Here is a 24190-nt window from a genome sequence, read left to right on the forward strand (position 1 = left end):
TTATGGCGCTCGGTGCTTTCTAGCGACGTGCGCGTCAAGGATCTCGAAGCCCAGGTTGCGGCGTCTTAATGCACCTTATGGCGCTAATCTCGGAGGGTGTTTGAAAATGTCGCATGCAATTCGGCTTCCACTCCCTCAAGACTTGAAGCTGCACCGCTGAGATGTCGTAGTTTTCGCCGTTCGTTGAAGTTTGAGCTAAGGGATTTGCATGCGAAGTTTTCGGGTGCTCAGTGCTTTCTAACACAAAGCAGCCTACGGATGAACATCCCAACGCTTACGTGTCTAAATGCACCTTTTGGCGCTCGGCGCTCTCTAACTTGACAGGTTCCTCACCTCAAGGAAGGTCAGGATCAATGTCTAAATGCACCTTGTGGCTCTCGGTGCGTTCTAACATCGAGCACGTCATCAACCAGACTCCGCTATGTGAGCGCGAGTCATAATGCACCTTGTGACGCTCGGTATTTGCTGACGGGGCAGAGGATGCTAATTGCCGGCAAAAGCAAATTAGCTGTCTTAATACATCTTATGGTGCTCGGCGCTTTCTGACGTGGTACGGCTTCCAGCAGGTGCTTGATCCGGTTGTGTAGTCTTAATGCGCCTTGTGACGCTCGGCGCCTTCTAACGCTCCGACGGGTCTGGATATTGATTGCATGTGGGCAACCCGTCTTAATGCACCTTATGGCGCTCGATAGTTCCGACTGGAGACGGCGATACGCCCATCCAGTTCACCGTACCATTGCCTTAATGCACCGTTTGGTGCTGGGCGCACTCTTCCCGGTTGAGCCGGAGCCGGAGAAGCCGGTTACCCCGTCTTAATACACCTTCTGGCGCTCGGTGCTTTCTGATCTCTGGCGAATGGAAGGACAGCGAGTCGCTTTTCATGTCTTAATGCACCTTTTGGTGCTCGGTGCTTACTGACTCGACGCATCTCTGAAGCCCGATGAAGGCACCCACCTGTCTTAATGCACCGTTTGGCGCTCGGTGCTTTCTGACTCACCCAGACTCTCACTGACGAAGAGGCACGCGCCCTGTCTTAATGCACCTTTTGGCGCTTGGTGCTTTCTGACTGAGATTGGCGGTCGTTACGGAGACAAGTACTCCGTCAAGTCTTAATGCACCTTATGGCACTCGGTGCTTTCTGACTCTATAATGGGTGGCAGGGATACTCTCAGACCACCAAGTCTTAATGCACCTTTTGGCGCTCGGTGCTTTCTGACTCCGCTACACCCAGTCCGGTAAGCCCGTCGCATCATTGTCTTAATGCACCTTTTGGTGCTCGGTGCTTTATGATTTGCGGCCTGATGAGTCTGATGTGGTTCCGGCGTCGGGTCTTAATGCACCTTTTGGTGCTCGGTGCTTTATGAGGAGCTTGAGGCGCTTCGTAAGGAAACGATCACTCTTCGGTCTTAATGCGCCTTTTGGCGCTCGGTGCTTTATGACTTCCATAATGTTGCACGTGTCGTTGTCAAGCACGCTCCGTCTTAATGCACCTTTTGGCGATCGGTGCTTTCTGACCGGTTAAACTGGCTTTGCCGGAAATTCCGGCATTGATCATGCCTTACTGTACGTTTTGGCGATCGGTGCTTTTAGCAGAAGGTGTAGGATAACTCGGTGTTCGAGTTCATTTACCTGTCTTAATACACCTTACGGCGCTCGGTGCTTTCTGACAGCCTAACGATACGTTCGCTATGTGGGTAGCAACCTAGTATTAATGCACCTGATGGTGCTTGGTCTTTCTGACTTGATCAGGATTTCAACCAGTACAAGTACCTCATGGAGTCTTAATGCACATTATGGCGCTCGGTGGTTTCTGACTGTGAGCCCGGAACCGAAGCCTTCGGAGCCTCCGGTGTCTTAATGCGCGTTATAGTACTCGGTGCTTTCTGACAAGGATGAACTGGGGGACGGCGACAAGCCCATCCAGTTGTCTTAATACGCCTTGTGGCGCTCAGAGATTTCCGACTTCCGTCAGACATGCCGCGTCTTCTGTTGCCGGAGCAGATGCTATGCGGGATTGCCAGTTGAAGAAAAGCAATCCTCCGACCAGCAATTCCGAGTTCAGAATATCAGGTTTGTAGGGGAGGCGCTGACGACTATGACCATGGCAAACACCGCCTCGTGCGAGCGGCTGTCCGCCTAGGCGCCCTAAGCCTCGTGGTCCGAGCGGGCCTTTCGGCGTTGGCTCTGACCGATACCGACGCCCACTCGGTTGACGAACTCGCCTAGGCCTCGGATATCGACCCAATCACGCGCGTCCTCGGCGACGTGGCCCTGTTTGACCGTGACAGGCGCGCGCACACTCGATGAAGTCATGGGCATCGAAGGCGTGTGTTCCAACGCCTACTTCGACGCCCTCTGCGCGTGCGTGCCCGCCGACGTCACCTTCGACGGGCGCAGCCGACGCCCACCCCGCGACCTGCCCAACGCCGCGCTGTCCTACGGGTACGCGATCCTCCTGTCCGAATGCGTCGGCGCGCTGCACGCCGCCGGGCTCGAACCGTCACTCGGCATCGCGCTCGCGCCCACCGACAAGCGGCCCAGCCTGGCGCTGGACCTCATGGAACAGTTCCGCCCACTTCTGGTCGACCAAACCGTCACGGCACTCCTGCGCACGCGCCAACTCCGGCCCGAACACGGCGTCATCGAGGCCGAGGCCGGGGGAGTGTGGCTGGGAGCCGACGGCAAGAAAATCCTCGTCGGCGCGTACGAGGCCGCCTGCCAGCGATCCGTCACCGGTGCCCTCCCCGGATACTCGGGGTCGTGGCGCAGACACATCGCCCACTCCGCGCAGATGCTGGCGCGCTCCATCGCCGAACCCGACTACCCGTGGAGCGGGGTCGCCTGGCGATGATCTATATCATCGCCTCCGACATCGCCGACAATAAGCGGCGGCTCCGCGTCGCCAAAACGCTGGAATCCGGGGGCTACCGCATCCAAGAAACCGTGTTCCAGCTTCGCCTTGATAGCGCCACGCTGGCACGCGTGCGTTCTCGGCTTGCCGCCCTCATTTCAGAGGGCGACGACGTCATCCACATCTACCCCATCTGCTCATCATGCACCGACCACGCCGACATACTCGGCGCAGCCATAGCGCTGGACGATGTGGGGTTGTGCCGGGGAGTGTAATGAAGTGCTACTCGCGGGCAAGAATTTCGAACGAAAATGGGCCAAACTTCTTTTCCTCGGCTTCTACTTGCTCGTAAAACTTATCCTGTGTGGCGGCCGATTGGGAACTACCGTCCTCGTATAGCGATGCTAGTTTTACTCGATTATCTTCGCGTTTCTTGAACCAGTTGAGTGTGGCGTTGTTGGCTGGAGAAGATGAATCAGATGATTCTGTTGGCTCGACTGGATAAGAAACTGGCACGTTGTCATTCCAACCTCGGGCTTGGACGCAAAAGCTCTTAACAGGAAGGGATTCCCTAAATGATTCAGGGAGGTATGCATTGATGTGACTATCGATGTCGATATTTCTCTTCGTTTTAACCTGACCGTTTTTGAATAGGTGATGATCGAAGTGTCCGAACACTCCATCTAATTGACTGTACTGTGTGATTAAGTCTTGTCCCCTGAGAAACTGGCATGCTGTAGCTTCAACTCGGACTGTCCCCATGCCGAGAGGCTTCCCCAATCCAATGTGGTGGTAGCCTTCTTTGAGTTTAGGCTTCCGTTTTGCAAACGAACTTGGCTTAAGAAGCCAAAGGAGAACTGCAAGTTCTTTCTCTGAAAGATTGATGAAGTGAATTCTCGTACGGAATATTGCCTCAGGTTCTATCCATGATGCGATTGATGAGGTCGTAGAGGATTTCCCGGTACTTTCTACTACCTGATCCTCTCCTGCTGTAATGGTATTGCGGTGAGTGGGATATACCTTCCGGATTAAAGTTTGTTGCGATAAGAATGTGTGATCGCGTGGAACTGGATTTCGTTTGGTTGGTACTTTAGTGGCGTCCTCGAGACCTAGTCCTTCGGAGTCGCGCAGGTATGGAACGCCAGTTTGAGGTTTCGGACTTGATAGAGTGACGTAAAGGGGTGGGTTATGAATTTTGAGTAGGTCGGTGGAAGTGGTCCGATCTGATGATTTTGGCTTTCTATCTGTAAAGTGTGCGGCCTCGATCAAGATCCTGCCGCGAAGACCACCACTAGGCTTGTCGTTGTCGTCGTTTGACTGGGGTGTGAATCCCCAAAGTGAATCACCTGGAGTTATTGTGGTGAGGGAATTAGCCGGTGTGATTCCCTGGTCTTGTGCCAGCTTGTAGGCCGAGACTGAGTGTTTCCCAATCATTCTCCCAACTGGTGAAATTCGTACTGCGGCTACTTCCCAATCGTTATCCTTGTTATCTCTGTTAAGTGAAATAAAGATAGGGATCCCAGGTGCGTGTTTCGCATGTGCTTCGTTTAGGTAGTCTTTGAGGTATTCTTCAATCGCCTGGTCGGAAATGTCAATCTTTGACAGTGGGTATCCCTCGTATAATTTGCCTTGAAGGAATTCATGTATCAGTCTTGGTGTGTTTGAAAGCGCTGATTGCGCGGCTTCTTTTCTCTTCTCCGATTGTGTTTGTATAGTTGTATAGCCGAGTCTCTTTGCCTCGTTTAGGCAGTTCTGTGCGTAATCGTGGAGAGTGGACAGAAAGTTTTTTATCAATGCGGTGTCTAGTTTATTTCTATATGCTTTCTTTTTGTTAATTCTGTCAACAAATGGAAATATGAACTCGTATCGCTTGTGTTTTGAGTTAATTGGCTGACTTTCATCGTTGCGTGTGCGAACGATGAAGCCCCTGAGGTGGAGGTTGTCAGTGTATTCTAAATTCTTGCCAAGTGCTCGTGCTGGTTGACGCTTGCCATCTTTGAGTGTTTGGACATGTGTTGCGATTAAACGTGTAGCATTATTTTGGATTTCCTTTTCTTCTTGTTTATACCTTACCTCTGTAAGGTGCTGTAACTCGGTTCTGATGTCCTCAATATTCTTATCGCCATCCTCGCCTTCGATAGAATCGATCAAGCCGATGAAGCGCCACTTCTTCCAGTCGTCTGTACTCTTTGGTATATTGTTTTCTTGGAATGGGAATATTATTTCCCAGTAGCTTCCATTATGTGTTAGAAATGCTGGGTAGGTTGATTGAGCTTTTCTTGCTGGCGGTCGGTGTGAGTACACGCGCTTGTGCTGCTGGTCAAAGATGCGTAGGCGTGACATTGTTACGGCCTCATATGCGCTGGATAACATTCCCTTGAGGGCTGTTGCTGGAATAAATGCGTCATGGATAGATCTTGCTCCATCGGGATTTCCAGAAGCGGAAGGTACTGCTATTGCGCCATCTCTTGTCTTGAAACCAGGAAGAGTTGGTGTCATGGTTTCGATTTTGACATCGATGAAACCTGATAGGCGGTCTGGCGCAATATAGTCAAGGGGTGCGTAATCGAATGTGCCATCTTTAAATTGAACAGATTTGTTTCTATTAACCGTTGGAATTCCGTTGTATGCGTGGTGAAACTTGCTCATTGTTCCCACTCTCCTGTGAATAGCTGGTCGACTACGACCGTGTTTCCGTACTTATCTTCTTCTTGGATGAACTCGAGTGCCGTCATGTGGCTGACCCCGTTTCCTTCACCGCTCTGGTTCGGCTGGTTATCGGTGGAATCTGCGCCGGGATTCGCCGTGCTCCTGTTAGAAGGAACGTGTTGCAGATACTGCACCGCGTGCACCCAGCCTCTGTCGTTAGACCCCTGATTTCCGCTCGACTGCGAACTGCTGGTGCCCGTGGTGACCCTTAGCTCAATGGCACCTACGTCGTTTACCCAACGGTACTCGTGAGCCAGAACGGCGCCCTCGGCGGGTTCATTAGGCAGTTTTACAGGTACCCAAATACGCAGTTCGAAGACCTTCATCGGATCGAAGTTTCGCCCATCGATCGGCGTGACAGAGAGCTTCAGCGTCTTGGTGGAGGAGCGCTTGTTGAATCCCAACACCGGCCACGTTCCGTTGGTCGCGAACGCCAGGCCCTGAACGTCCTCACCCGAATGAGTGTGCACATATTCGAGGAAGTTATCCAGCCATGGTTCGTTACCAGAATCCAAGAGGATCGGTGAGTGTGCCAGCATTGCTTTCTGAGTCTCGTCAGTCATCGGCGTTCCCCATTCCTTCAGATTGTGTGCGTGCGGCTCCGGGGCTGTTCTCTAGGCGCTCCGACCAGTTCTTCGCGCCCTCAAAGTCCTCCCGCAAATGTTGCAGGACATCCGCTGCAAGCATGCGCTGCACGTCGTGGCGATCGTGCGCTGGGCTGGTCGCAGTGGTGCCCGGATGCGCCAATGCCTCGCCACCGGAGAGCGTCTTCGCCGGAATCACGACGCCATCCCGGGTACAGCCACGGACATTGATCGATGAGACGACGACCTGGCCCAGGCCTCGCGTCGATCGGCTACCCAACGGGAGCGTGCCCGCGGACAACTCGGCGAGTACCAGCCCGAGCAACACGTAGGCGGCGTGAGCGTAGTCCGCGTGAGTAGGCTTCGACTGCTCGCGATCTTCCGAACCAATCCCTGTTTGGTCGGCGCCGACGGTCTTGCCATCGTCTTCTGGACCCTTCTCAGTTTCGATGTTGTTCAGGAGCTGGCGCAGATCAATGTCGATCGTGAGCGGCTCCCAGTGAGTGCCCAGGTAGACGGCCTCGGTGAAGAGACCGCCGTCGATGACGCCGCCCGTCCACCGGTCAATCGCATTGTGCGTGACCTCGATAAGTTTCCCACGCTTAGTGGAGAGACAGTCGTGAACGGTGACAGCGCCCCGGTACTCCGTGCTGCCGAACATGTAGCGGACCAGGTTCGGCTCCGCGGCGATCTGTTCGTGGATGTCGTGCGAGGTGAGGGGCTTGAAATCATCGCGAGCAGCGAGTACCGTGCGCGCGATGCGTGAGGCCCGTGAGCGCAGTGCACCACGAATCGAGGTTCCCGGTATGAGGAGTTGGGCTTTCTCCCACTCCTCTGATGGGTCCCGGAGCGGATAAATGACCTCGTGCACCTCCTCGTTGATACCCTTCTCCTTATTCTCATCTTCTTTCGCAGTCTTGCGCTGTTTTGTCAGCTTTTCGTCCTCGGCGACGAAAATGCCGGTGGGCGACCACCAAGTGATCTTGATGCGTGCGGGCTGCGTGCCTACCCAAGCAGAACTGTCTGTGCCCTTAGACGATTCTGGCCCTTCGGTTAGTGCACCCGTCAGCGCATCAACGATATCGACGGGTTCCTTCCCCTCGATCCCCTTCGACTGGGCGACTATTCGCAGATATTGATCGTCAGAAGCTTGGCGCTCCTCATTGGACTCTTGGACCTTGATGGCTCCCTGCCCTGACCCAGTGCGTCCACCCAGCGAAATTGGTTCGCTCTTGAAGAGGGAACGGATGAGGTGAAGGAGTAACTCAATAGCTTTGGATGACGCAGGCCCCGGAATCCCCTCCGACTGGTCGCGTCCCATCGGCTCGTTGTCGCGCCCCTCGGCAGTGATGCGAATGTCGAACTTTGTGCCGCGGGGAAGGAACTCATGCTCATAGAGAGCTCCGTCCGAGGCGGCCCCGGTCGTCCGGTCGATGCCGACGCCGTGACGCCTCGGCAAGGGAGATTCTCCGGAATCGCTGTCCTTGTAATCCGGGAACGATACCGCGTGGAAGGTGAGTGCGCTCTGCCTGATCGGCAGGGAATCGTCACTGCGCAGGCGGCGATCGAGGAGTGACTTGCCGGTGTAGTCCGTGTCATCGCCCCATAGGGAGATCCAATTCTCTTTCGAGAAGGCTTCGCCGTCCTGAGTTGCGGGATCCCCGGCGTCCTTTAGCGCCTGACGGGCAATGTCGCACGCCGCGCGAACCGCGCCCCTGATGGACCGGCCGGGAATGGTTGGCTCGTCGAGGCCGTTGCGGCAGAAGCGGATGACGGTTCCCTCTCCGTCGCGCTCGGGGACCTCGTCCACACCGCCGATGTGGAGTTCTGACGTCAGCTCGACTGGGATAGTGAGCTCATAGCGTGTGAATGTCACTTCTCTTCGCCTCCTTCGGGCGTCTCCTCGCACACAAAGTGCTTGAGCTTTGCTTTCGTGACCTCGATCGATTGGATGCTGAGAAGGGGATGATCGACGACGAAACGGCCGTAGCCCTGCGCCGTCAGCTCGCCCACTCCAAAGGGGGCGAGCTCCAGGAGCTTGGCGTGGTTCTCATCATTGGCGCTCACCTGGATGACGGAACCCGCCTGGATCGCCAGCCGAGTCGCGCGCGGCCCGTTGTCCGCAGGTGACCAGGAGTCGGCGCGGCGGTGACGGATTGAAGCGGCCTTTATCGACCCGAGATCGACGCCCTCGCGCTTGAATGCGCGAATGAGGTCGTCGACGGTCCCTCCGGCCCCGAGCTCAGCGGAACGGGCGATCACATCGGAGATGAACCACAGGGAGACTGTCTGATCGTCGGACGAGGCCGGGGTGCCCTCGTCGGGTGCCGTCCCGTCGGCGGATGCGTCGCCCGTGGGCTGCGCGCTTCCAGCGTTACCGAAGTGGCTGCGTGCCTTCCGCTCATTATCGTTCTCTTCACGCAGCGTGCAGTGGGCGGACCCGAAGGTGCCCGTGAGCTTGCGCGACCCGAGCCGGGCCACGCGTGGCTCGTTGAGAAGATTGGAGACAGAGGCGGCGTTCCAGAGCTCATCCGACACCCAGACTTGCGCGCGCATGCGTATCTTTTCGGGCAGTGCGTCGACGAGGACCAGTTGGCCCTTGCTGGCCGCGCCCGTCTCATGGTTGATGGCGGTCATCTGTCGCCCGCGCAGGGGAGGCGTACCGTACCAGCCCTGAGGCTTCTTGCTGTCGCCTCCCTTGGGGTCGTAGAACACGTACCCGCCGCGAACGGGGATTCCAGCCGTATTATCGGAGGAATCGCCGTACAAGGCGATGGGCGAGTCCGAGGTCGGCGTCTTGTCCGTCTTGAGCGTGAGAGGAACGGGGAGTCCCTCAATCTTCTCGATGACGGGCAGCGCGTCCGAGACAAACAGGTGGCCGCCGGTCACGGCGTTGGTAATGACCGCCTCATCCTCTCCGTGCTTCTTTGACGACACCAGCCGGTGCAGCCAGGGGAGCAGCACTGTTCCGCGCAGGAAGTCCAAGGATCGGATTTCGTTCGAGAAGGGGACCTCGTAGGACACGATGGGGGAGTCGAGCGTGAGATCGAGGACCAGGTGGTGTCCGCCGCTGTGCAGAGCGGCGGAACCGTCGACGGTCCCGACCTGGTGTTGTGCGCCCTCCTGCCGAGGGCCGGGGAGTGCATTGACATTGTCTTCCGTGAAAGCCTGTGCCAGGCTCCTAAGAGTCCCTCTCAGCACCTTCGCCTGGTCTGACGCGTATGCGACGAACGCAGACGTGGACTGCCCGACGCGCGCCTCAACCTCGTCGCCTGACACGAGGACCGTGCACTCGCCGTCGCCTCCGCTGCGGCCCGAGCCGATGCCTCGGACCATGAGGCCAGCGACCCCCAGGAGGAAGTGCGCGGCCTCGATCGTCGCCGGATCGGAGGGCTCAGCCCCGGTCTCGTCAATGAGTGTGAACGTGCCCGTGAGGACGCCGGCCGCCGCGCGCTCCGTGAAGCGCAGGAACTGGTCGCGCGCCGTCCCCGTCTGAGGGTCGATGGACAGGGACACCGTGTCGTGGATTGGGATTTCCGAGGCCGGGGTGGCGTCCGAGAAGAGTACGTGACGCGGGTGGGGAGTTGAGCCCGGCGCGCTGTTGGGGTCCTGGCCGAAGAGCCACAGGGCAAAGTTGGTCCACTTCCCCTTCGCATTCCCCTTCTTTGGCCCGTCGAGGGCCCGCGCCGCCAGCATTGCCTGCTCGCGCAGAACACCCGTGATGACCGTGCCGCGCACGACCGGGTCGTCGCCGCAACGCTCAATTTTTGAGTGCGTGCGCCCCGCGTGGCCAACGCCCGTGGACACGCCCCAGTCGGACGTGAACACGATGGTGACATGACCGCTTGCGGGGGTGATGCTACTCGTCGTGGTATCAGCGCTCACTTGGTACCTCCTGCGGTGGTCGCGTCTGACGCTTCGTCGCAAGCTATCTGGCCGTCGGCGTCTCGGGCTATCCGGCAAGCGATATACCCGTCAGGCAAGTTCTCGGACAGGTCGATCAGGTCCAGGAGCCACCGCACCTGCTCGATGCAATCCTCAGTGTGCTCGTCGGGATCGTCGAGGCGCGTCTTCGAGGGCAAGGGCCCCAACGCATTCATGAGTGCCTTCGTGCCCCGCGCGTTCTCCTGTGCATCCTTCCATTCGATGCGGATCGCGCAAATCGGGTGGTCGCAGCGCTTCGTTATCCTCTTCGCGTCGTCTGACTTTTGTTTGTCGTTGTCGATCTGCTCCTGCGTCGCGAACGCTTCTTTGTTGCCCTTCAGGACGACATACCCGAGACACTTGGATCGCGCTGCATCATCCTTGGGAACATTGACATAGTCGGCGAGGAGTTTGACAATGCGGTTCGCACGGGCACGAGGGAATGGATCGCCGGTCGTCTGCGTGGGGTCGTCCGGTTTCATGCCGTCGAAAGCCGCGACCGCTTGAAGGATGCGCGCCCAGGAGGACAACGTCTGCGACGTCGTGGTGGGTGTTTCCTCGGACGAGGTCGTGGTTGTGTTTGCGATCCGATCCGGTGCATATTGGCCGATCAGGAAGGGGCGCTGCGTGCGGCCCTTATACTCGTCCAACGTCTCGTCCGGGTCAAGGACAGTCGCGTCGCGCAGCACGTGGAAGTCGATCGTCGAACAGGGGACTTCCCCCTTCTTCTTGCCGAGCTTCTTCCCTCGTGACACCAGGCCCTCCGCCAAGTCATATGCGATGTGGAACGGGAAGTTACGGCCCACGATGGCGACGCCCGCCGAGGCCGTGAGCGGGCCGGGGTTTTGAATGATGTAGTCGCCGATTTCGAAGTGGTCCCGCTCTGGTGCGTCGGCCTTTTTCCCTCCAGCAACAATGGCGAGAACTGATAAAAGGCTGTCGTTCCTCGTGAGTTCCTCATAATGGCGGATGTAGGCCTCGGCGAAGGGGATTGCGTAGCGCCCGTCTGTGTAGACTGTGACGTCATCGCCGCCCACGAGAACGGGCACGATGGGAACGACTGTATCTGGAGTCAGTTTTTGAACGTCGTACCACGACAGTGCGATGGCGTCCTTCACGACATTGTCGAGTCTGCGGTTGACCTCCATGATGAACGACTGCAAGCCTTCGCTTTCCTCAGTGGTTTCCTCATCAGATGTCGCACTGACTCCAATTTTCTGGACCGCACGATGAGCGCAACCTAGATCACGCATGATCGCGCCAACGCCGTTGCCGTCGATGTGGACGACACCGACGGAAGACAGCATGTCCTTGGCGACCGTGGACTGCTCGCCGTCCTGGAATGCAGCCGCCAGCTTGGTTGGATCAAGCTCTGGTTCTTGTTTGAGCTTCATTCCTTGCTTCGCGAGCCGCTCCTGTACATCGTCGACTTGCCGCTTTCGCGACGTCGATGCGAACGCTCGCTTCACGCGCGATGGGAGGGATAGGGGGGAGGACTCGTCGAAGTTATTCGGCTGCAGGGACTCCTGGGAGAACTCCAGATCGCCTAGCGATGCAGATGCAGGAAGAGCGGACTCTGAGCCGCGTTCCAGGAACGGGAACTGGGGGAAGCGTGCTAGCGCCGGACGGCGGTTCAGCGAGTACTCACTGAATTCACGGTCGAGTCGTTCCAGGTCCGCCGGATCAACCGGGCCAGATGACGTTTCAATGAAGACACCCGTAACGTCGAGGCCTGGGGCATCGGTGAGGGCTCGGAGCGTGACTTTTCGGATGAGTTGTCTGGCTAGAGTCTCAGGATCTCCATCAGCTTCTCTGAATCTGACGATCACCTTGCCGGATGAGTTGGAGACCCAGAATGAACTCGGAAGCTCATTAAGGCTGAGTAGTCCTTTTGCCTGTTCCTCCACCCAATGGGATAGCAACGTAATCTCAAAGGAAGCGCCGATCTGCTCGCGCAGGCGAGGCGAGGAGAAAATGAAGGGCTGATTGCTGTTCGTCTGCAGCATGACGAGGTAATTTGTCATGACGGGTTCCTGCCTACTCTCCATTGCGTGGCGGAAGCGTCGTCAGGAGGGAATGAATGTCGCTGAGGACCCGACCCTGCGCATTGACGATCGTGCTGAATCGCCGCTTTTTAAGGTCCTCCGTGATCTGGGCAGAATCATCAAGCTTTCCGATGGTAAGCACAATGAGTGCCTGAGAGTCGTCAAGTTCTCCAATTACCTGTCTGAGCATCTGCTCAGCGCCATTAAGCTTGTCCTTGCCATTTTGATCAAGGTTGTCCCGGGACCCGATGTACCAGTCGAGATCGAGTGATACTACGACGAGGTCAGCTTCATGAGAGACGGTGGATTGATCCTGAATAATCTTGTTCCGTATCAGCGCGGATTTGCGTAAATCCTCTTGGAGTCTGTGGGAGAAGTCCGGGTATCCGACAAGCTGAATGACACGTTTGGAAAGGCCGTATGACAGGCGCTCGTTGTAGTTTTCGAGCACCTTGTCTGATATTTCAAGTCCTGCGTAGGCGAGGATGGCTGAACCAATGACAGTGCAGCTCAGGGGATATAGGAATGTTCGTGCCAGGTCAACCCACCGTCGGTCCTCAGAAATATTGACACAATTAAAAGTCAATATGACAACTATAAGCGCTAGTGCGATGATGATGCTCAGAGCAATTATATAGCGTTTGTTTCTCATGGTAATTCCTCAAATCTGTATTGTTCATGCGGCCACAGCGTCTATGACGCCCATGCCGTAGCTCGTGTGTGAGCCGACGTTCGTGTATGCGGATAGCGCCATGAGGCGCGAGAAAATGCGGGTTGCTTCGGTGCCCTCGATGCCGCTGATGCGCAGGTAGCCCTCGTGGGCCGGGATGCGCTGGGAGCTCAGGCGGCCCTGGCCTGCATTGCGGGGCATGGCCAGTGAAACGAGCGACGTGCGCGTGAAATCCTGGGTCGCCAACACGCTCGCCATGGCGTGTCGATCAATCCGTGGGGGAGCGAGCCTCCGATTCCAGGCCCACCAGCGCTGCTGCAAGCTCGTCGCAATCGTCGCCGGAGACAGGCTCGGCACGTGATTCCCCTTCGACGAAAACGTTGTTGGCGTGACCAGGCGAATCTCCCACGCGGTGTCCTGGTCTCGCTCCGCCAGCTCTTCCCATGAGGCTTGGCTGATGATCTGGCCCTCGGATGCGATCAGAACCGCATCGTCGCCGGTGCTCGCCCCGAGGCGCATGACTCCGCCCCATGACAGCCACGCGTCCAGCGTGTCAATCAGGTGGTCGTCCAAGAAACGCACCTCGACGCCGAACGTCGACTCCGAATGGCTCAGCTCGCCGAGAGAATAGGGTTTTACCCCACCCGACCCGTGAACCGGCCGGTGCGCGAGCGTCGGGAACTGTGCGGCCCTTTCGGGGCTGATGCCCGGCGGCAAGTCCAGCACCGCCGACAGGGCGGCGTGGAGCCTTCGTGGTGTCGCTGGCACTCCCTCGGGCGCGTCAAAGCGAACGTAGACGGATGCTGGCAACGGTGCCTCCGATCACTCGCGTGTGACTGTCGTCTCCGACCGTAACATAGCTGTTCGGATGGGTCATGCACAACTGTCAAGTTGTCTGGCAAATCGAAAAATACAAGATAAATAGCGGAGATTCCTTGTTCTGACAATTAAATTAATCGCTCGGTATTTTCGACTCTTCAAACTGTCTAATTGATTGGTGGGTTGGTTTCAGTTGGTCGATGGGTGGTGTGTGGATAGGGGTGTGAGGGGAGGCGTTGATCCTCACTAAACTGCCAACCTCTCCATTCCTTCACCAAAAGGTCAAGAATTCTTAAATTGTGAAACGCGCTATGAGGTTAGTGACAAACCTTGAGACGATGGAGCAACGGCGTGCCATCCGGACAGCCCCGGAGACGCGTCCCCATCAGAACAGAAACGAGGAACAATGATGCATCAACGCTCATGGAAGACCCTCATCGCGGGAGGTGCGGCGCTCGCTGTCGGCGTCACACTCACCGCGTTCGGAGCCCCCGCGCATGCGGCTGGCACCCCGGGGATTACCTCTGAGGCTCGCGCCCAGGACGAGGTCATGAACTACGCGGTCAACCTGACCGCCGACGCCTCCCGCTACGACTTTAACGCGGCCGTCTCCAAGGCCTCGGAAAGCGGCGTGGTGCTGGCCCAGTATCCCGAATTCAACACCTTCTTCGTCCAGTCGGTGAAGGCCGCCTTCGCGCCCACCCTCGGCAAGAACCTCGTCGACGCGGGCATCTCCTACCAGTCGATCGGCCCCACCCGCTACAAGACGGTCACCGGCTCTGAGGTGCGCACCGAGCAGCCCCAGAACACCACCTCTGAGGCCAACGCGGTCGCCGACGCCGCCGGCACGCACACGACCGGCCTGTCCGCCGACTCTCAGCTCAACGACTTCACCCCCGACGAGGGCGACGCCAACGCCTGGGGCCTGTCCGCGATTGGCGCGATTGACGCCCAGCAGGTCGACGTGGCCCGCGAGAAGGTCACCGTCGGCGTCATGGACACCGGCATCGACCCCGACCACAAGGACCTCAAGGACAACCTCGACGCCTCGCGTTCGGTGGGCTGCCAGATGAACGGCATCCCCAACCAGGACCCGAGCGCCTGGAAGGATGACCACTACCACGGCACGCACGTCGCCGGCACGATTGCCGCCGCGCACAACGCGTACGGCGTGGACGGCGTGGCCCCCAGCGCCACTATCGTCGCGATCAAGACCTCGAACGAGGCCGGCTCCTTCTACCCGGAGTACGTGGCCTGCGCCTTCGACTGGGCTGCCGAGCACGACATCGACGTGACGAACTCCAGCTACTACATGGACCCCTACGCCTTCTGGATGCCCACCGAGGGCTCCCAGGCCGCAGGCCTTGAGGCTGCCTCGCGCGCGATCCGCTACGCGAAGAACCACGGCGTCGTCAACATCGCCGCCGAGGGTAACGACAACGACGACCACGACAACCCGACGATCGACAAGGCCTCGCCCAACGACGTCGAGGGTGCCGCGGTTGAGCGCAACGTGGCTGGCGGCGTGGACGTGCCCGCCATGCTCAACGACTCCGTCGTCTCCGTGTCCGCCCTGGCCCTGCCCACCGGCACCGACCCCGCTACGGCCACGCTGGAGCGCTCCAAGTTCTCCAACTACGGCAAGAACTCCGTGGACGTGGCCGCTCCCGGCTCGCGCATCTGGTCGACCCTGCCGACCTGGAAGAAGGATCCGCCCTTCGGTTACCTGTCGGGTACCTCGATGGCTTCCCCGCACGCCGCGGGCGTTGCCGCGCTGATCAAGCAGATCCACCCGGACTACACCCCCGATGAGACGATCGCGCTGCTCAAGAAGCAGGCGGGTTACACCTACGACCGCCTCGCCGTGCCGACCGACGGTAAGGAATACCGCGGCGCTGGCCTCGTCAACGCCCTGGCCGCCGTCCTGAAGGACCAGCCGCAGCCGGTCGTCGGCAACCTTGAGTACTCGCACGACGGTGTCACCGACTGGCGTCCGCTGGCCGACGCCCGCGTGTCGGGCACGGTCTACGTGCGCACGACGATCACCGGCCCCGTGACCGCGGCGTCTCTCCAGGTCGCCGACAAGGAGCCTGTGACCGGCACCGGCACCGGCGCCTTCACGGGTAACGAGGTCACGCTCGTGGCCGGCCCCTACGCTGCCACCGACCTGATCGGCGACGGCCCGCACGTCGACGTCACCGTGTCCGCCGAGGGCCGCAACAAGGACTCTCGCGCCGATGACGACGTCAAGGACACGATCCACTTCCACGTGGACGAGTCCCTGCACGACGGTGGCTCCTGGGTGAACGCCGCCGACGGCTGGAAGTACTGCTACGCCGACGGCTACTGCGCCCGCAGCAAGTACGTCACCATCGATGGCGACACCTACTACTTCAACGGCGATGCCGTGATGGCGACCGGCTGGGTCACCTTCGACGGCGCGTGGCACTGGATGACCCCGTCGGGCCGCATGGCCAAGGGGTGGGCCAACGCGAACGGCACCTGGTACTACCTCGATCCCACGACCGGCGCCATGGCGACCGGCTGGGTCAACGACGGCGGCACCTGGTACTACCTGAACGCCTCGGGCGCGATGGCCACCGGCTGGGCCAACGTTGACGGCTCCTGGTACTACCTGAACGGCAACGGCTCCATGGCCACCGGCTGGACCGCCGTGAACGGCAAGTGGTACTACCTCACCGGCAGCGGCGCGATGGCGATCGGCTGGGTCAACGACGGCGGCACCTGGTACTACCTCGATGCCTCCGGCAAGATGGTGACCGGCTGGGTCACCATCGACGGCACGCGCTACCACTTCGCGCCCTCCGGCGCCTGGCTCGGCTGAACAGGCGGGGACGAGGCCGGGGCTAGGTCACTCCGGCCTCGATCCCCGCGCTGAGCGCACCTGACGCCGAGCGCACTTGACGCGCAGCGCACTTGACGCCGAGCGCACCGGACGCCAAGAGTGCCACACGTGCAGCGCCAACAGCTCAGCGCAACTGAATACACGAGGGGCGGGTCCGAACAATCATGTTCGGACCCGCCCCCTTGTCTCTCACAGGTCCCGGGAGAGATCCGGGCGCGCCCCCTCGTCGTGCCCTGGAGACGCGATGGGGGTCACCCCAAGGAGTCGAAGAGGACCTGCAGGCCCTCGCCCATGGTCGGGTGCGCGACCGGCAGGAAGCGCAGCTGCTCGTAGGTCAAGCCGCCGGCCATCGCGACCTGCACGGAGGTGATGACCTCGGAGACGTTCGGACCGATCAGCGTCGCGCCCAGAATCTGGTGCGTGTTCGCATCCACGACGGCCTTCCAGAAACCCTCGCCCGCGTAGCGCATCGTCTTGGCGCGCGGAATCGCGGCCGTGGGAATCTTCGCGATACGCACGTCGAGGCCGGCCTCGCGCGCCTCGCCCTCGGACAGGCCGATGCGGGCCAGCTCGGGGGTGGCGAACACGGCGTAGGGGATCGTGCGGCCCTTCGTGGTGGTCGTCGGATCGTCCAGGGACGCGCCGGTCAGCTGCGCGCGGATGATGCGGAAGTCCGACCAGGATGCGTGCGTGAACATGGGGGTGCCCGCGCAGTCGCCGGCCGCCCACACGCCCTGCGCGGAGGTACGCAGGTGCTCGTCCACCGCGATGAAACCGCGATCGGTGAGCTCAACCCCGGCCTCGTCCAGGCCGATGCCGTCCGTGTTGGGAACGCGACCCACGGCCACCAGGACCGCCTCGGCGGACACCGTCGAGCCATCGGAGAGCGTCAGGGTCGTCGTGTTGCCCTCGCGCGAGGCCGACTCGGCGCGGCCCGGCACGATGCGCACACCGGCGGACGTGAGGCCAGCCTCGACGACGCGGGCGGCGTCCTCGTCCTCGCGCGGCAGCACGTGATCGCCCGAGGAAATGAGCGTGACGTCGACGCCGAAAGTCGCCATCATCGACGCGAACTCCACGCCGATATAGCTGGCACCGATGATCGCCAGCGAGGAGGGCAGCTCCTCGAGGCGCAGGATCTCCTCGTTCGTCCAGGCGCCGGACTCCCACAGGCCGGGGATCGCGGGGCGCGCCGGACGCGAGCCCAGGTTGATGAGGACGCGCTCGCCGCGAATCGTGCGCTCGCCGCCGTCCTCAAGGGCAACGGTCACCGTGCGCTCGCCCGTGAAACGAGCCTCGCCACGGATGAAGTCCAGACCGGGGGCCGCGAACATCTTCTCGTGCGCGCCGACCATCGCACCGACGATGCCCTCCTTGTGAGCGCGGAGCTTGGCCAGGTCCACGCGCGCACCCTCGGTGCCGACGATGCCGAACGCCTCGTCCGAGCGCGCATCGCTCAGGCGACGAGCCGAGTTGACCAGCGACTTCGTCGGGATGCACGCGACGTTAATGCAGGTACCGCCGATGAAACGGCGCTCCACCATGGCGACCTTCCAGCCCGCCTTCGCGCGCTCCATCGCGAGGGACTTTCCGGCCTTGCCGCCGCCGACGACCAGCAGGTCGACGTTTTCGATTGCGTTCGTGGACATGTTTCTCCTTGGGTAGTTCAGGGTTACCTATCTCAACGCACCGCGCGGGCTTCTATTCCGGCAGGTGAGCAATCGATAGGTGTGCATTATCACGTTGCAACGGCAAACTGACTCTCGTTTGGCGGGTGTAATGAAGTGAAGGGTCACATAGTGATCGTGCCGTTCGTTCAAACCCCCGTCGGCATGCTTAGATAGGGTGCATGAGGGCTCTAGAAATTGGTGATTTCAAAGAGGATGTGGGTGCCGCTCTGGCGCGCGCCTCATCCGGCGAAGTCGTCACGCTCACAGAGGAAGGCCAGCCCGTCGCCGAGCTGGGCCCCGTGCGCATGTCGACCTACGCGCAGCTGCGCGAACTTGGCCTCGAGCGTCCCGCCATGGCGGACCTTGACGCCTACCAGATGCCGTCCAAAAACCTGCCCGACGGGCGGGGAGTCGTCGGCAAACTCGACGAGTAAACGCCCGGCGCGGGGGAGTGCGAGAGCGCTACCCCCGGCGCTTGGCGCGGTTCGTGGGCTCCGCGTGCAGCGGGTCCTCGGGCCACGGGTGCTTCGGGTAGCGCCCGCGTAGTTGCGCGCGCACGTCCCGATACGGCCCCGCCCAAAACGACGTCAGGTCAGAGGTGACCGCCGCGGGGCGCCCCGCCGGATCCGTCAGATGCAGCACGAGAGGTACGCGCCCGTCCACCAGTCGGGGCGTGTCCGTCCACCCGAAGGCCTGCTGGACGCGCAGCGTGAGCACAGGGTGCGCGCCGCTCCAATCGATCGGTCGGGTGCCACCCGACGGGATCGGCATCTTCTCCGGCGCCAGCTCATCAAGGCGCGCAGCCTGTGGCCACGGCAGCATCGAGCGCAGCGCGTCGAGCATCGACACCTTGTTTAATGAAGCGCCGTTCGCGATGCGCTTCGCCCAGGGGAGGAGCCACTGATCCGCACTGCCCGCGAGGGCCTCATCCGACACGTCCGGCCACGGTTTGCCCAGCACCTCGTGGAGCACGCGCATGCGCTCGCGCAGGGACGAGGCCTCCTTCCCCCAGCCCAGATCGCCCAGCCCGTGGGCGGCCAGGTGCTCGGCGACCAGCGCGGTCGCTTCCTCCTCGCTCAGGGACGAGGCCGGGGCGGCCTTCAGGGGGATCGCCCCGAGGGTGCGCGTGCGCGTGGCTCGCAGTGCCCCGTTCTCGATCGACGCCTGCGTGCGGGTGGCGAGCAGAGCCGCGCCCGCCGCCAACGCGTCCTCCTCCGACAGGGGGACAGCCGCGAGAATGCGCGCGTGGCGCGAGGCCGGAGCGCGGTCGATCGACGCGACCGCCAGCCACTCCTGACCCTCCAGAGGAGAGCCCTGCGGCAGCTCCGCACCCACGCCCCCCGCCAAGATGTAGGCCATCGACCCCGGGCGGCGACGCGCAATCCACTCCGGGTACGCCAGCGCGCATGTCAGCGCCAACTCGTCCTCGCGGGTACGCGCGTGCGCGTCCTGGCGCGCAGGTGCCGGGGCAAGCGCGTCTATCACGGAAGAATTCGGCAGGCGCTTCGCCAGGCGCTCCAGGCGCGCCTGCGTCTCCTTCACCCGAGCCGCCTGAGCGTGCGCACCTGAAGCGCCGCTGGCGCCACCGCGACCCAGCCGACGCTCCCACGCACCCAGGTCAGCCCCCGGAACGCGCACGTCCTCCGACAGGAGGGCCACGAAACGCGCCGCCTTCGACGCCCCCAGGAGCGCGCTCGACGCCAGGAGGGCCCTGCCCAAGGGCGGGTCCAACGGCAGCGACGCCAGCGTGCGGCCGAGAGCGGTGGCGGCCCCGGCCTCGTCGATGGCGCCCAGGGAGGACAGGCGCTGCCCGGCGGCCTCCCACGTGCCCGCGGGTGGAGCGTCGAGCAGGGCCAGTTCCTCCACCGGCGTGCCCCACGCGGCCACCTGGAGCCGCGCGTCCGTCAGGTCCTGCGTGGCGATGCCCGGCGCGGACTGCGCGGGCCTGCGTGCCACGTCCACCGCATCCATGACGCGCACGGCGACGCCGGGGCCGGTACGCGCCGCGCGTCCCGCACGCTGCTCGAGGCGCGCGAGCGCGGCAGGGACTGTCACGAGAGATGAGAGGGAGCGCCCCGCGTCGAAGCGCGGCTCGCGCGCCAGACCCGCGTCCACGACGACGGACACGCCCGGCACGGTCAGCGAGGACTCCGCGATCGACGTGGAGAGGATGACGCGGCGTCCGGAAGCGGGGGAGAGTGCACGGTCCTGCTCGGCGGCGCTGAGCTGTCCGTGCAGCGTCAGGACCGGGACGTCGCCCAGGTGCAGGTTGCTGCGTACGGTCTCGATCTCGCCCACGCCCGGCAAGAACACGAGGACCGAGCCATCGGTGGCGGCGACGGTCTCCTCGACCGTGCGCGCCACGTGCGCCAGGTACTCGCGGCGCACGCCCACCCGCTCGTTCCCGATCGCACCCACGGCCTCGACGCCGCGCGGAGGGGGAGCATAGCGCAGCTCCAGCGGAAAAATATCCCCCGGAATATCAACGAGCGCGGGCTCCTCGCCCGTCGACGTGCGCAGGAAATCAACCGTGCGCGAGGCCTCGAGCGTGGCCGAGGTGAGGGCCACGAACAGGTCGTCGCGCAGCGCCGAGCGGGCATCCAGTGCAAACGCCAGCGCCAGGTCCGTGTCCAGGTCGCGCTCGTGGAACTCATCCACGATCAGCGCCGACACCCCGGGCAGCTCCGGGTCGCGCTGCAGCCGACGCAGCGCCACGCCCGGCGTCACCATCTCCACGCGCGTACGTTCGCTGACGCGCGAATCCCCGCGCACCGAATAGCCGACCTGGCCGCCGACCTCCTCGCCGAGCAGACGCGCGATCCGGCGCGCGGCCGCCCGCGCGGCCACCCTGCGCGGCTGGGTGACGAGAACCCGCCCCGCCGACGCGTCGTGGCTCGCCAGCGCCACCGCCACCGCGGGCGGCAGCAGCGTTGTCTTACCCGTGCCCGGAGGCGCCGTGATCACCGCGCACCCGCCCGGCCGCGTCGCCGCCGCAATGTCACCCAGGGCGCGCGTGACCGGCAGCTGCGGCGGGTGCGAAACGAGTTCTTCGAGGGTGGGCATAGATTCATTGTGCGTGTTCTTGGGGCGCGCACGCATCCGGGGAAGAGTCGTCTCTCTGTGCCGATGCGTCCGGGGTCACTGCGTGAGAGGGCAACGTGAAGCCTGTGGAGGGGCGCTCCAGCGTAGAATGGAAGCAGTATGACTACGGAGAACACAGCGCCGGCGCTCGCGGCGGCCACCCTCGCACACACCACGGGGCGCGTCACCATCCCCGCAGACATGGACCCGATCGTGGTCCTCGGCGTCGCAGATCAGGTTCTGCGCGCCCTCGAACGCGGATTCCCGCACGTCCGCTTCCTCGTCACCGGGCGCGAAATCTCCCTGGCAGGCACCCAGGCCGACATCGACGTGGCCGCGGGCCTCCTCGAAGAGCTCATCGGCATGGCCCGGCGCGGAACCGCCCTGGACGCGGCCGCCGTCGAGCAGGCCATCGGGCTGCTCGGACGCCTGACCTCCGGCGAGGCCCCCACCGAAGAAATCCTCTCCGCGCGCGGGCGCTCGATCCGTCCCAAGACCCCCGGCCAGAAGGCCTACACGGACGCCATCGACCGCGCAACCGTCGTCTTCGGCATCGGCCCCGCGGGCACGGGTAAGACCTACCTGGCGATGGCCCAGGCCGTTCGCCGCCTCCTCTCCGGTGAGGTGCGCCGCATCGTGCTGACCCGCCCGGCCGTCGAGGCGGGGGAGAACCTCGGCTTCCTGCCCGGCTCCCTCACCGACAAGATCGACCCATACCTGCGCCCCCTCTACGACGCCCTCGGCGACATGCTCGACCCCGAGGCCCTGCCCAAGCTCATGGCCGCCGGAACCATTGAGGTCGCGCCCCTGGCCTACATGCGTGGACGCACCCTCAACGACTCCTTCATCATCCTGGACGAGGCCCAAAACACCACGGTCGGACAGATGAAGATGTTCCTCACGCGCCTCGGTTTTGGCTCCAAGGTCGTCGTCACGGGCGACGCCTCGCAGGTCGACCTGCCGGGCAGTCAGACCTCGGGCCTGTCTGTCGTCGAAAACATCCTCGGCGACATCGACGACATCGAGTTCTGCCACCTGACCAGCGCCGACGTCGTGCGCCACGAGCTGGTCGGCGCAATCATTGATGCCTACCAGCGCTTCGATGATCGAAACGCCGCGCGTCGCGCACGCACGCGCAGCCACAACACCGCACGCAGGGAGTACACGTCATGACCGAGGTCATCAACGAGACCGACTACGAGATCAACGAAGCCGAGTTTTCCGCGCTGGCCGACTACGTGCTCGACCAGATGCACGTCAGCTCCGACGCGGAAGTCAACATCATCTTCATCGAGCCCGAGCCGATGGAGGACCTGCACGTGCGCTGGCTGGACCTGCCCGGCCCGACCGACGTCATGAGCTTCCCCATGGACGAACTGCGCCCCGGCACGGCGGATCACCCCACGCCTCCCGGCATGCTCGGCGACATCTGCATCTGCCCCAAGGTCGCCGCGCGCCAGGCCGCCGAGTCCGGCCACAGCGCCGCCGAGGAGATGCTGCTCCTGGCCACGCACGGCATGCTGCACCTCCTGGGATACGATCACGCGACCGACGCGGAGCGCGAGGTAATGTTCTCGCTCCAGCGCAAGCTCCTGCTGACCTTCCTGGCCACCCGATGATCCTTCCCCTTGAAGCGTCCCCGGCCTCGTCACCGCTGGACGTGCCCTCCGTCGCGCTTCTGATCCTCGCCGTCATCGCCCTGGCCTCGGCGTCCTTCGCGCAGAGCGTCGAGCAGGCCATTCAACGCCTGACCCTGGCCGGCGTCGAGGACCTCATCGAGGAAGAGCGCAGGCACGCGCGCGTCCTCTATGGGCTCGTGGATCGCCGTCGGCGCACCCTGCTGTCGCTGCGTGCTTTCCGTACGTTCTGGCAGGTCGTCTACGCGGTCATGGGCACGATCGTCCTGGTTGGCACACACCTGCCGTGGTGGGCCGTCGCCCTCATCGCCGTCAGCGTGATCGCAGCCATCCAGCTGGTCTTCGTCTCCTTCCTGCCCGCCCAGTGGGGTGCGCGCAACCCCGAAGGCATCGCCCTCGTTGGTACCAGGCTGGCTGACCGTCTCGCGCGCCTGAGTCACCTCGCGGACCCGCTGCTGACCCGCGTGCGCTCCTCTCGTCCCGCGCCAGAACCCACCGAGGCCCAGGCGCGCGCCGAGCTCATCTCCGACCTGCGCGAGATCGTCGACGAGGTCGGCGAACCCGAGAGCTTTGAGGAAGAGGACCGCGACATGGTCCGCTCCGTCCTCGACCTGGGGCACACGCTCGTGCGCGAGGTCATGGTGCCGCGCACCGACATGGTGACTATCGACGCCGACACGCTTGCCCCCTCCGCGCTGCGCCTCTTCGTGCGCTCCGGATTCTCGCGCGTGCCCGTCGTCGGCGACGACGTAGACGACATCCGCGGCATCCTGTTCTTCAAGGACCTCGTCTCGCGCTGGGAGGCCACGGGCGGACAGCTGGACATGCGCGCCGAGCAGATGATGCGCCCCGCCGAATACGCCGTCGAAATGAAGCCTGCGGACGACATGCTGCGCCAGATGCAGGCCGAGCGCTTCCACATGGCGATCGTCATCGACGAGTACGGCGGTGTCGCTGGCCTGGTCACGCTCGAGGACATCCTCGAGGAGGTCGTCGGCGAGCTGACCGACGAGCACGACCGCCACGCCATCGAACCCGAAGAAGTCGAGCCGGGCGTGTGGCGCGTGCCCGCGCGTTACCCGATCTCCGAACTGGGCGAGCTCCTCGACCGCGAGATCGAGGACGAGGACGTCGACTCCGTCGGTGGTCTGCTCGCCAAGGCCATCGGTAAGGTCCCCCTGCCCGGCGCGACCGGCACCCTCGCTGGCGTCATGATGACCGCCGAAGAGGCGCGCGGACGCCGCCGCCAGGTTTCCACGATCCTGTGCCGCCTCGACCCCGACGCGCAGCCCCTGACCCCCGACCACAACCCCGCCGACGACAAGGACAACTGA

The 24190-nt window shown here is 62.1% G+C and carries 17 protein-coding genes; 7 read left to right on the top strand and 10 right to left on the bottom strand.

Going from position 1 to position 24190, the window contains the following annotated elements; translation table 11 throughout:
- Window positions 1-2145: 2145 nt before the first annotated feature.
- A complete protein-coding gene (locus O3656_RS09265) occupies window positions 2146-2313 on the bottom strand; it encodes a hypothetical protein (RefSeq protein ID WP_500063728.1) in 168 nt (55 codons plus the stop codon).
- Between O3656_RS09265 and cas1 the strand changes: the two genes are divergently transcribed.
- On the top strand, window positions 2312-2851 hold the full coding sequence (gene cas1, locus O3656_RS09270) for a CRISPR-associated endonuclease Cas1 (RefSeq protein WP_500063730.1): 540 nt from the start codon (window positions 2312-2314) through the stop codon (window positions 2849-2851). The two genes, O3656_RS09265 and cas1, sit on opposite strands and share 2 nt — an antisense overlap.
- Window positions 2848-3126: a CRISPR-associated endonuclease Cas2 gene (gene cas2, locus O3656_RS09275; RefSeq protein ID WP_500063732.1), complete on the top strand. Its 279-nt coding sequence runs from the start codon at window positions 2848-2850 to the stop codon at window positions 3124-3126. Before cas1 ends, cas2 begins: the two co-directional genes overlap by 4 nt.
- 7 nt (window positions 3127-3133) lie before the next feature.
- On the opposite strand, the gene O3656_RS09280 is transcribed toward cas2, so the two are convergent.
- From O3656_RS09280 to cas6, 7 genes are read right to left on the bottom strand one after another with little or no spacing between them, the layout of a single operon-like run.
- Entirely contained in the window at window positions 3134-5500 is a 2367-nt protein-coding gene (locus tag O3656_RS09280) for a hypothetical protein (protein WP_500063733.1), read from the bottom strand.
- A complete protein-coding gene (locus tag O3656_RS09285) occupies window positions 5497-6123 on the bottom strand; it encodes a hypothetical protein (protein ID WP_500063734.1) in 627 nt (208 codons plus the stop codon). The genes O3656_RS09280 and O3656_RS09285 overlap by 4 nt, the downstream gene beginning before the upstream one ends.
- Window positions 6116-8020, bottom strand: a complete 1905-nt coding sequence (locus tag O3656_RS09290) for an RAMP superfamily CRISPR-associated protein (protein WP_500063735.1) — start codon at window positions 8018-8020, stop codon at window positions 6116-6118. Before O3656_RS09290 ends, O3656_RS09285 begins: the two co-directional genes overlap by 8 nt.
- On the bottom strand, window positions 8017-10029 hold the full coding sequence (locus O3656_RS09295) for an RAMP superfamily CRISPR-associated protein (RefSeq protein ID WP_500063736.1): 2013 nt from the start codon (window positions 10027-10029) through the stop codon (window positions 8017-8019). Before O3656_RS09295 ends, O3656_RS09290 begins: the two co-directional genes overlap by 4 nt.
- A complete protein-coding gene (locus O3656_RS09300) occupies window positions 10026-12074 on the bottom strand; it encodes a hypothetical protein (RefSeq protein WP_500063737.1) in 2049 nt (682 codons plus the stop codon). The genes O3656_RS09295 and O3656_RS09300 overlap by 4 nt, the downstream gene beginning before the upstream one ends.
- Window positions 12075-12105: 31 nt before the next feature.
- Window positions 12106-12765 (bottom strand): hypothetical protein, encoded by a 660-nt coding sequence (locus tag O3656_RS09305; protein WP_500063739.1) that lies wholly within the window; start codon window positions 12763-12765, stop codon window positions 12106-12108.
- Between the two features lie 24 nt (window positions 12766-12789).
- Window positions 12790-13593, bottom strand: coding sequence for a CRISPR system precrRNA processing endoribonuclease RAMP protein Cas6 (gene cas6, locus O3656_RS09310; protein ID WP_500063740.1), 804 nt, complete (start codon window positions 13591-13593; stop codon window positions 12790-12792).
- 418 nt (window positions 13594-14011) lie between these two features.
- Between cas6 and O3656_RS09315 the strand changes: the two genes are divergently transcribed.
- Window positions 14012-16447 (top strand): S8 family peptidase, encoded by a 2436-nt coding sequence (locus O3656_RS09315; RefSeq protein ID WP_500063766.1) that lies wholly within the window; start codon window positions 14012-14014, stop codon window positions 16445-16447.
- A gap of 272 nt (window positions 16448-16719) precedes the next feature.
- Here O3656_RS09315 and O3656_RS09320 read toward each other — a convergent pair whose 3' ends face one another.
- The gene (locus tag O3656_RS09320; protein WP_500063742.1) at window positions 16720-18117 is read right to left on the bottom strand and encodes a dihydrolipoyl dehydrogenase family protein; all 1398 of its coding nucleotides are present in this window, start codon (window positions 18115-18117) and stop codon (window positions 16720-16722) included.
- A gap of 200 nt (window positions 18118-18317) precedes the next feature.
- Between O3656_RS09320 and O3656_RS09325 the strand changes: the two genes are divergently transcribed.
- A complete protein-coding gene (locus O3656_RS09325; protein ID WP_016461314.1) occupies window positions 18318-18572 on the top strand; it encodes a type II toxin-antitoxin system Phd/YefM family antitoxin in 255 nt (84 codons plus the stop codon).
- Window positions 18573-18600: 28 nt separating this feature from the next.
- Here O3656_RS09325 and hrpB read toward each other — a convergent pair whose 3' ends face one another.
- Window positions 18601-21201: an ATP-dependent helicase HrpB gene (hrpB, locus tag O3656_RS09330; RefSeq protein ID WP_500063743.1), complete on the bottom strand. Its 2601-nt coding sequence runs from the start codon at window positions 21199-21201 to the stop codon at window positions 18601-18603.
- A gap of 138 nt (window positions 21202-21339) precedes the next feature.
- Here hrpB and O3656_RS09335 point away from each other — a divergent pair, with 138 nt between their 5' ends.
- Genes O3656_RS09335 through O3656_RS09345 form a run of 3 tightly spaced genes read left to right on the top strand, consistent with a single transcriptional unit; the run spans window position 21340 to window position 24190 of the window.
- Complete coding sequence (locus tag O3656_RS09335) at window positions 21340-22392, top strand: PhoH family protein (protein WP_500063744.1); 1053 nt, start codon at window positions 21340-21342, stop codon at window positions 22390-22392.
- Window positions 22389-22838, top strand: a complete 450-nt coding sequence (gene ybeY, locus O3656_RS09340) for an rRNA maturation RNase YbeY (protein WP_500063746.1) — start codon at window positions 22389-22391, stop codon at window positions 22836-22838. Before O3656_RS09335 ends, ybeY begins: the two co-directional genes overlap by 4 nt.
- The gene (locus O3656_RS09345; RefSeq protein WP_500063748.1) at window positions 22835-24190 is read left to right on the top strand and encodes a hemolysin family protein; all 1356 of its coding nucleotides are present in this window, start codon (window positions 22835-22837) and stop codon (window positions 24188-24190) included. Before ybeY ends, O3656_RS09345 begins: the two co-directional genes overlap by 4 nt.

The sequence above is a fragment of the Pauljensenia sp. 27098_8_83 genome (assembly GCF_041432695.1).
GTDB lineage: Bacteria > Actinomycetota > Actinomycetes > Actinomycetales > Actinomycetaceae > Pauljensenia.

Coding starts and splice junctions, on each gene's coding strand:
- cas1 (WP_500063730.1), top strand. CDS start 2,312: ATGGGCATCGAAGGCGTGTGTTCCAACGCCTACTTCGACGCCCTCTGC.
- O3656_RS09265 (WP_500063728.1), bottom strand. CDS start 2,313: ATGACTTCATCGAGTGTGCGCGCGCCTGTCACGGTCAAACAGGGCCAC.
- cas2 (WP_500063732.1), top strand. CDS start 2,848: ATGATCTATATCATCGCCTCCGACATCGCCGACAATAAGCGGCGGCTC.
- O3656_RS09280 (WP_500063733.1), bottom strand. CDS start 5,500: ATGAGCAAGTTTCACCACGCATACAACGGAATTCCAACGGTTAATAGA.
- O3656_RS09285 (WP_500063734.1), bottom strand. CDS start 6,123: ATGACTGACGAGACTCAGAAAGCAATGCTGGCACACTCACCGATCCTC.
- O3656_RS09300 (WP_500063737.1), bottom strand. CDS start 12,074: ATGCTGCAGACGAACAGCAATCAGCCCTTCATTTTCTCCTCGCCTCGC.
- O3656_RS09305 (WP_500063739.1), bottom strand. CDS start 12,765: ATGAGAAACAAACGCTATATAATTGCTCTGAGCATCATCATCGCACTA.
- O3656_RS09315 (WP_500063766.1), top strand. CDS start 14,012: ATGCATCAACGCTCATGGAAGACCCTCATCGCGGGAGGTGCGGCGCTC.
- O3656_RS09320 (WP_500063742.1), bottom strand. CDS start 18,117: ATGTCCACGAACGCAATCGAAAACGTCGACCTGCTGGTCGTCGGCGGC.
- O3656_RS09325 (WP_016461314.1), top strand. CDS start 18,318: ATGAGGGCTCTAGAAATTGGTGATTTCAAAGAGGATGTGGGTGCCGCT.
- hrpB (WP_500063743.1), bottom strand. CDS start 21,201: ATGCCCACCCTCGAAGAACTCGTTTCGCACCCGCCGCAGCTGCCGGTC.
- O3656_RS09335 (WP_500063744.1), top strand. CDS start 21,340: ATGACTACGGAGAACACAGCGCCGGCGCTCGCGGCGGCCACCCTCGCA.
- ybeY (WP_500063746.1), top strand. CDS start 22,389: ATGACCGAGGTCATCAACGAGACCGACTACGAGATCAACGAAGCCGAG.
- O3656_RS09345 (WP_500063748.1), top strand. CDS start 22,835: ATGATCCTTCCCCTTGAAGCGTCCCCGGCCTCGTCACCGCTGGACGTG.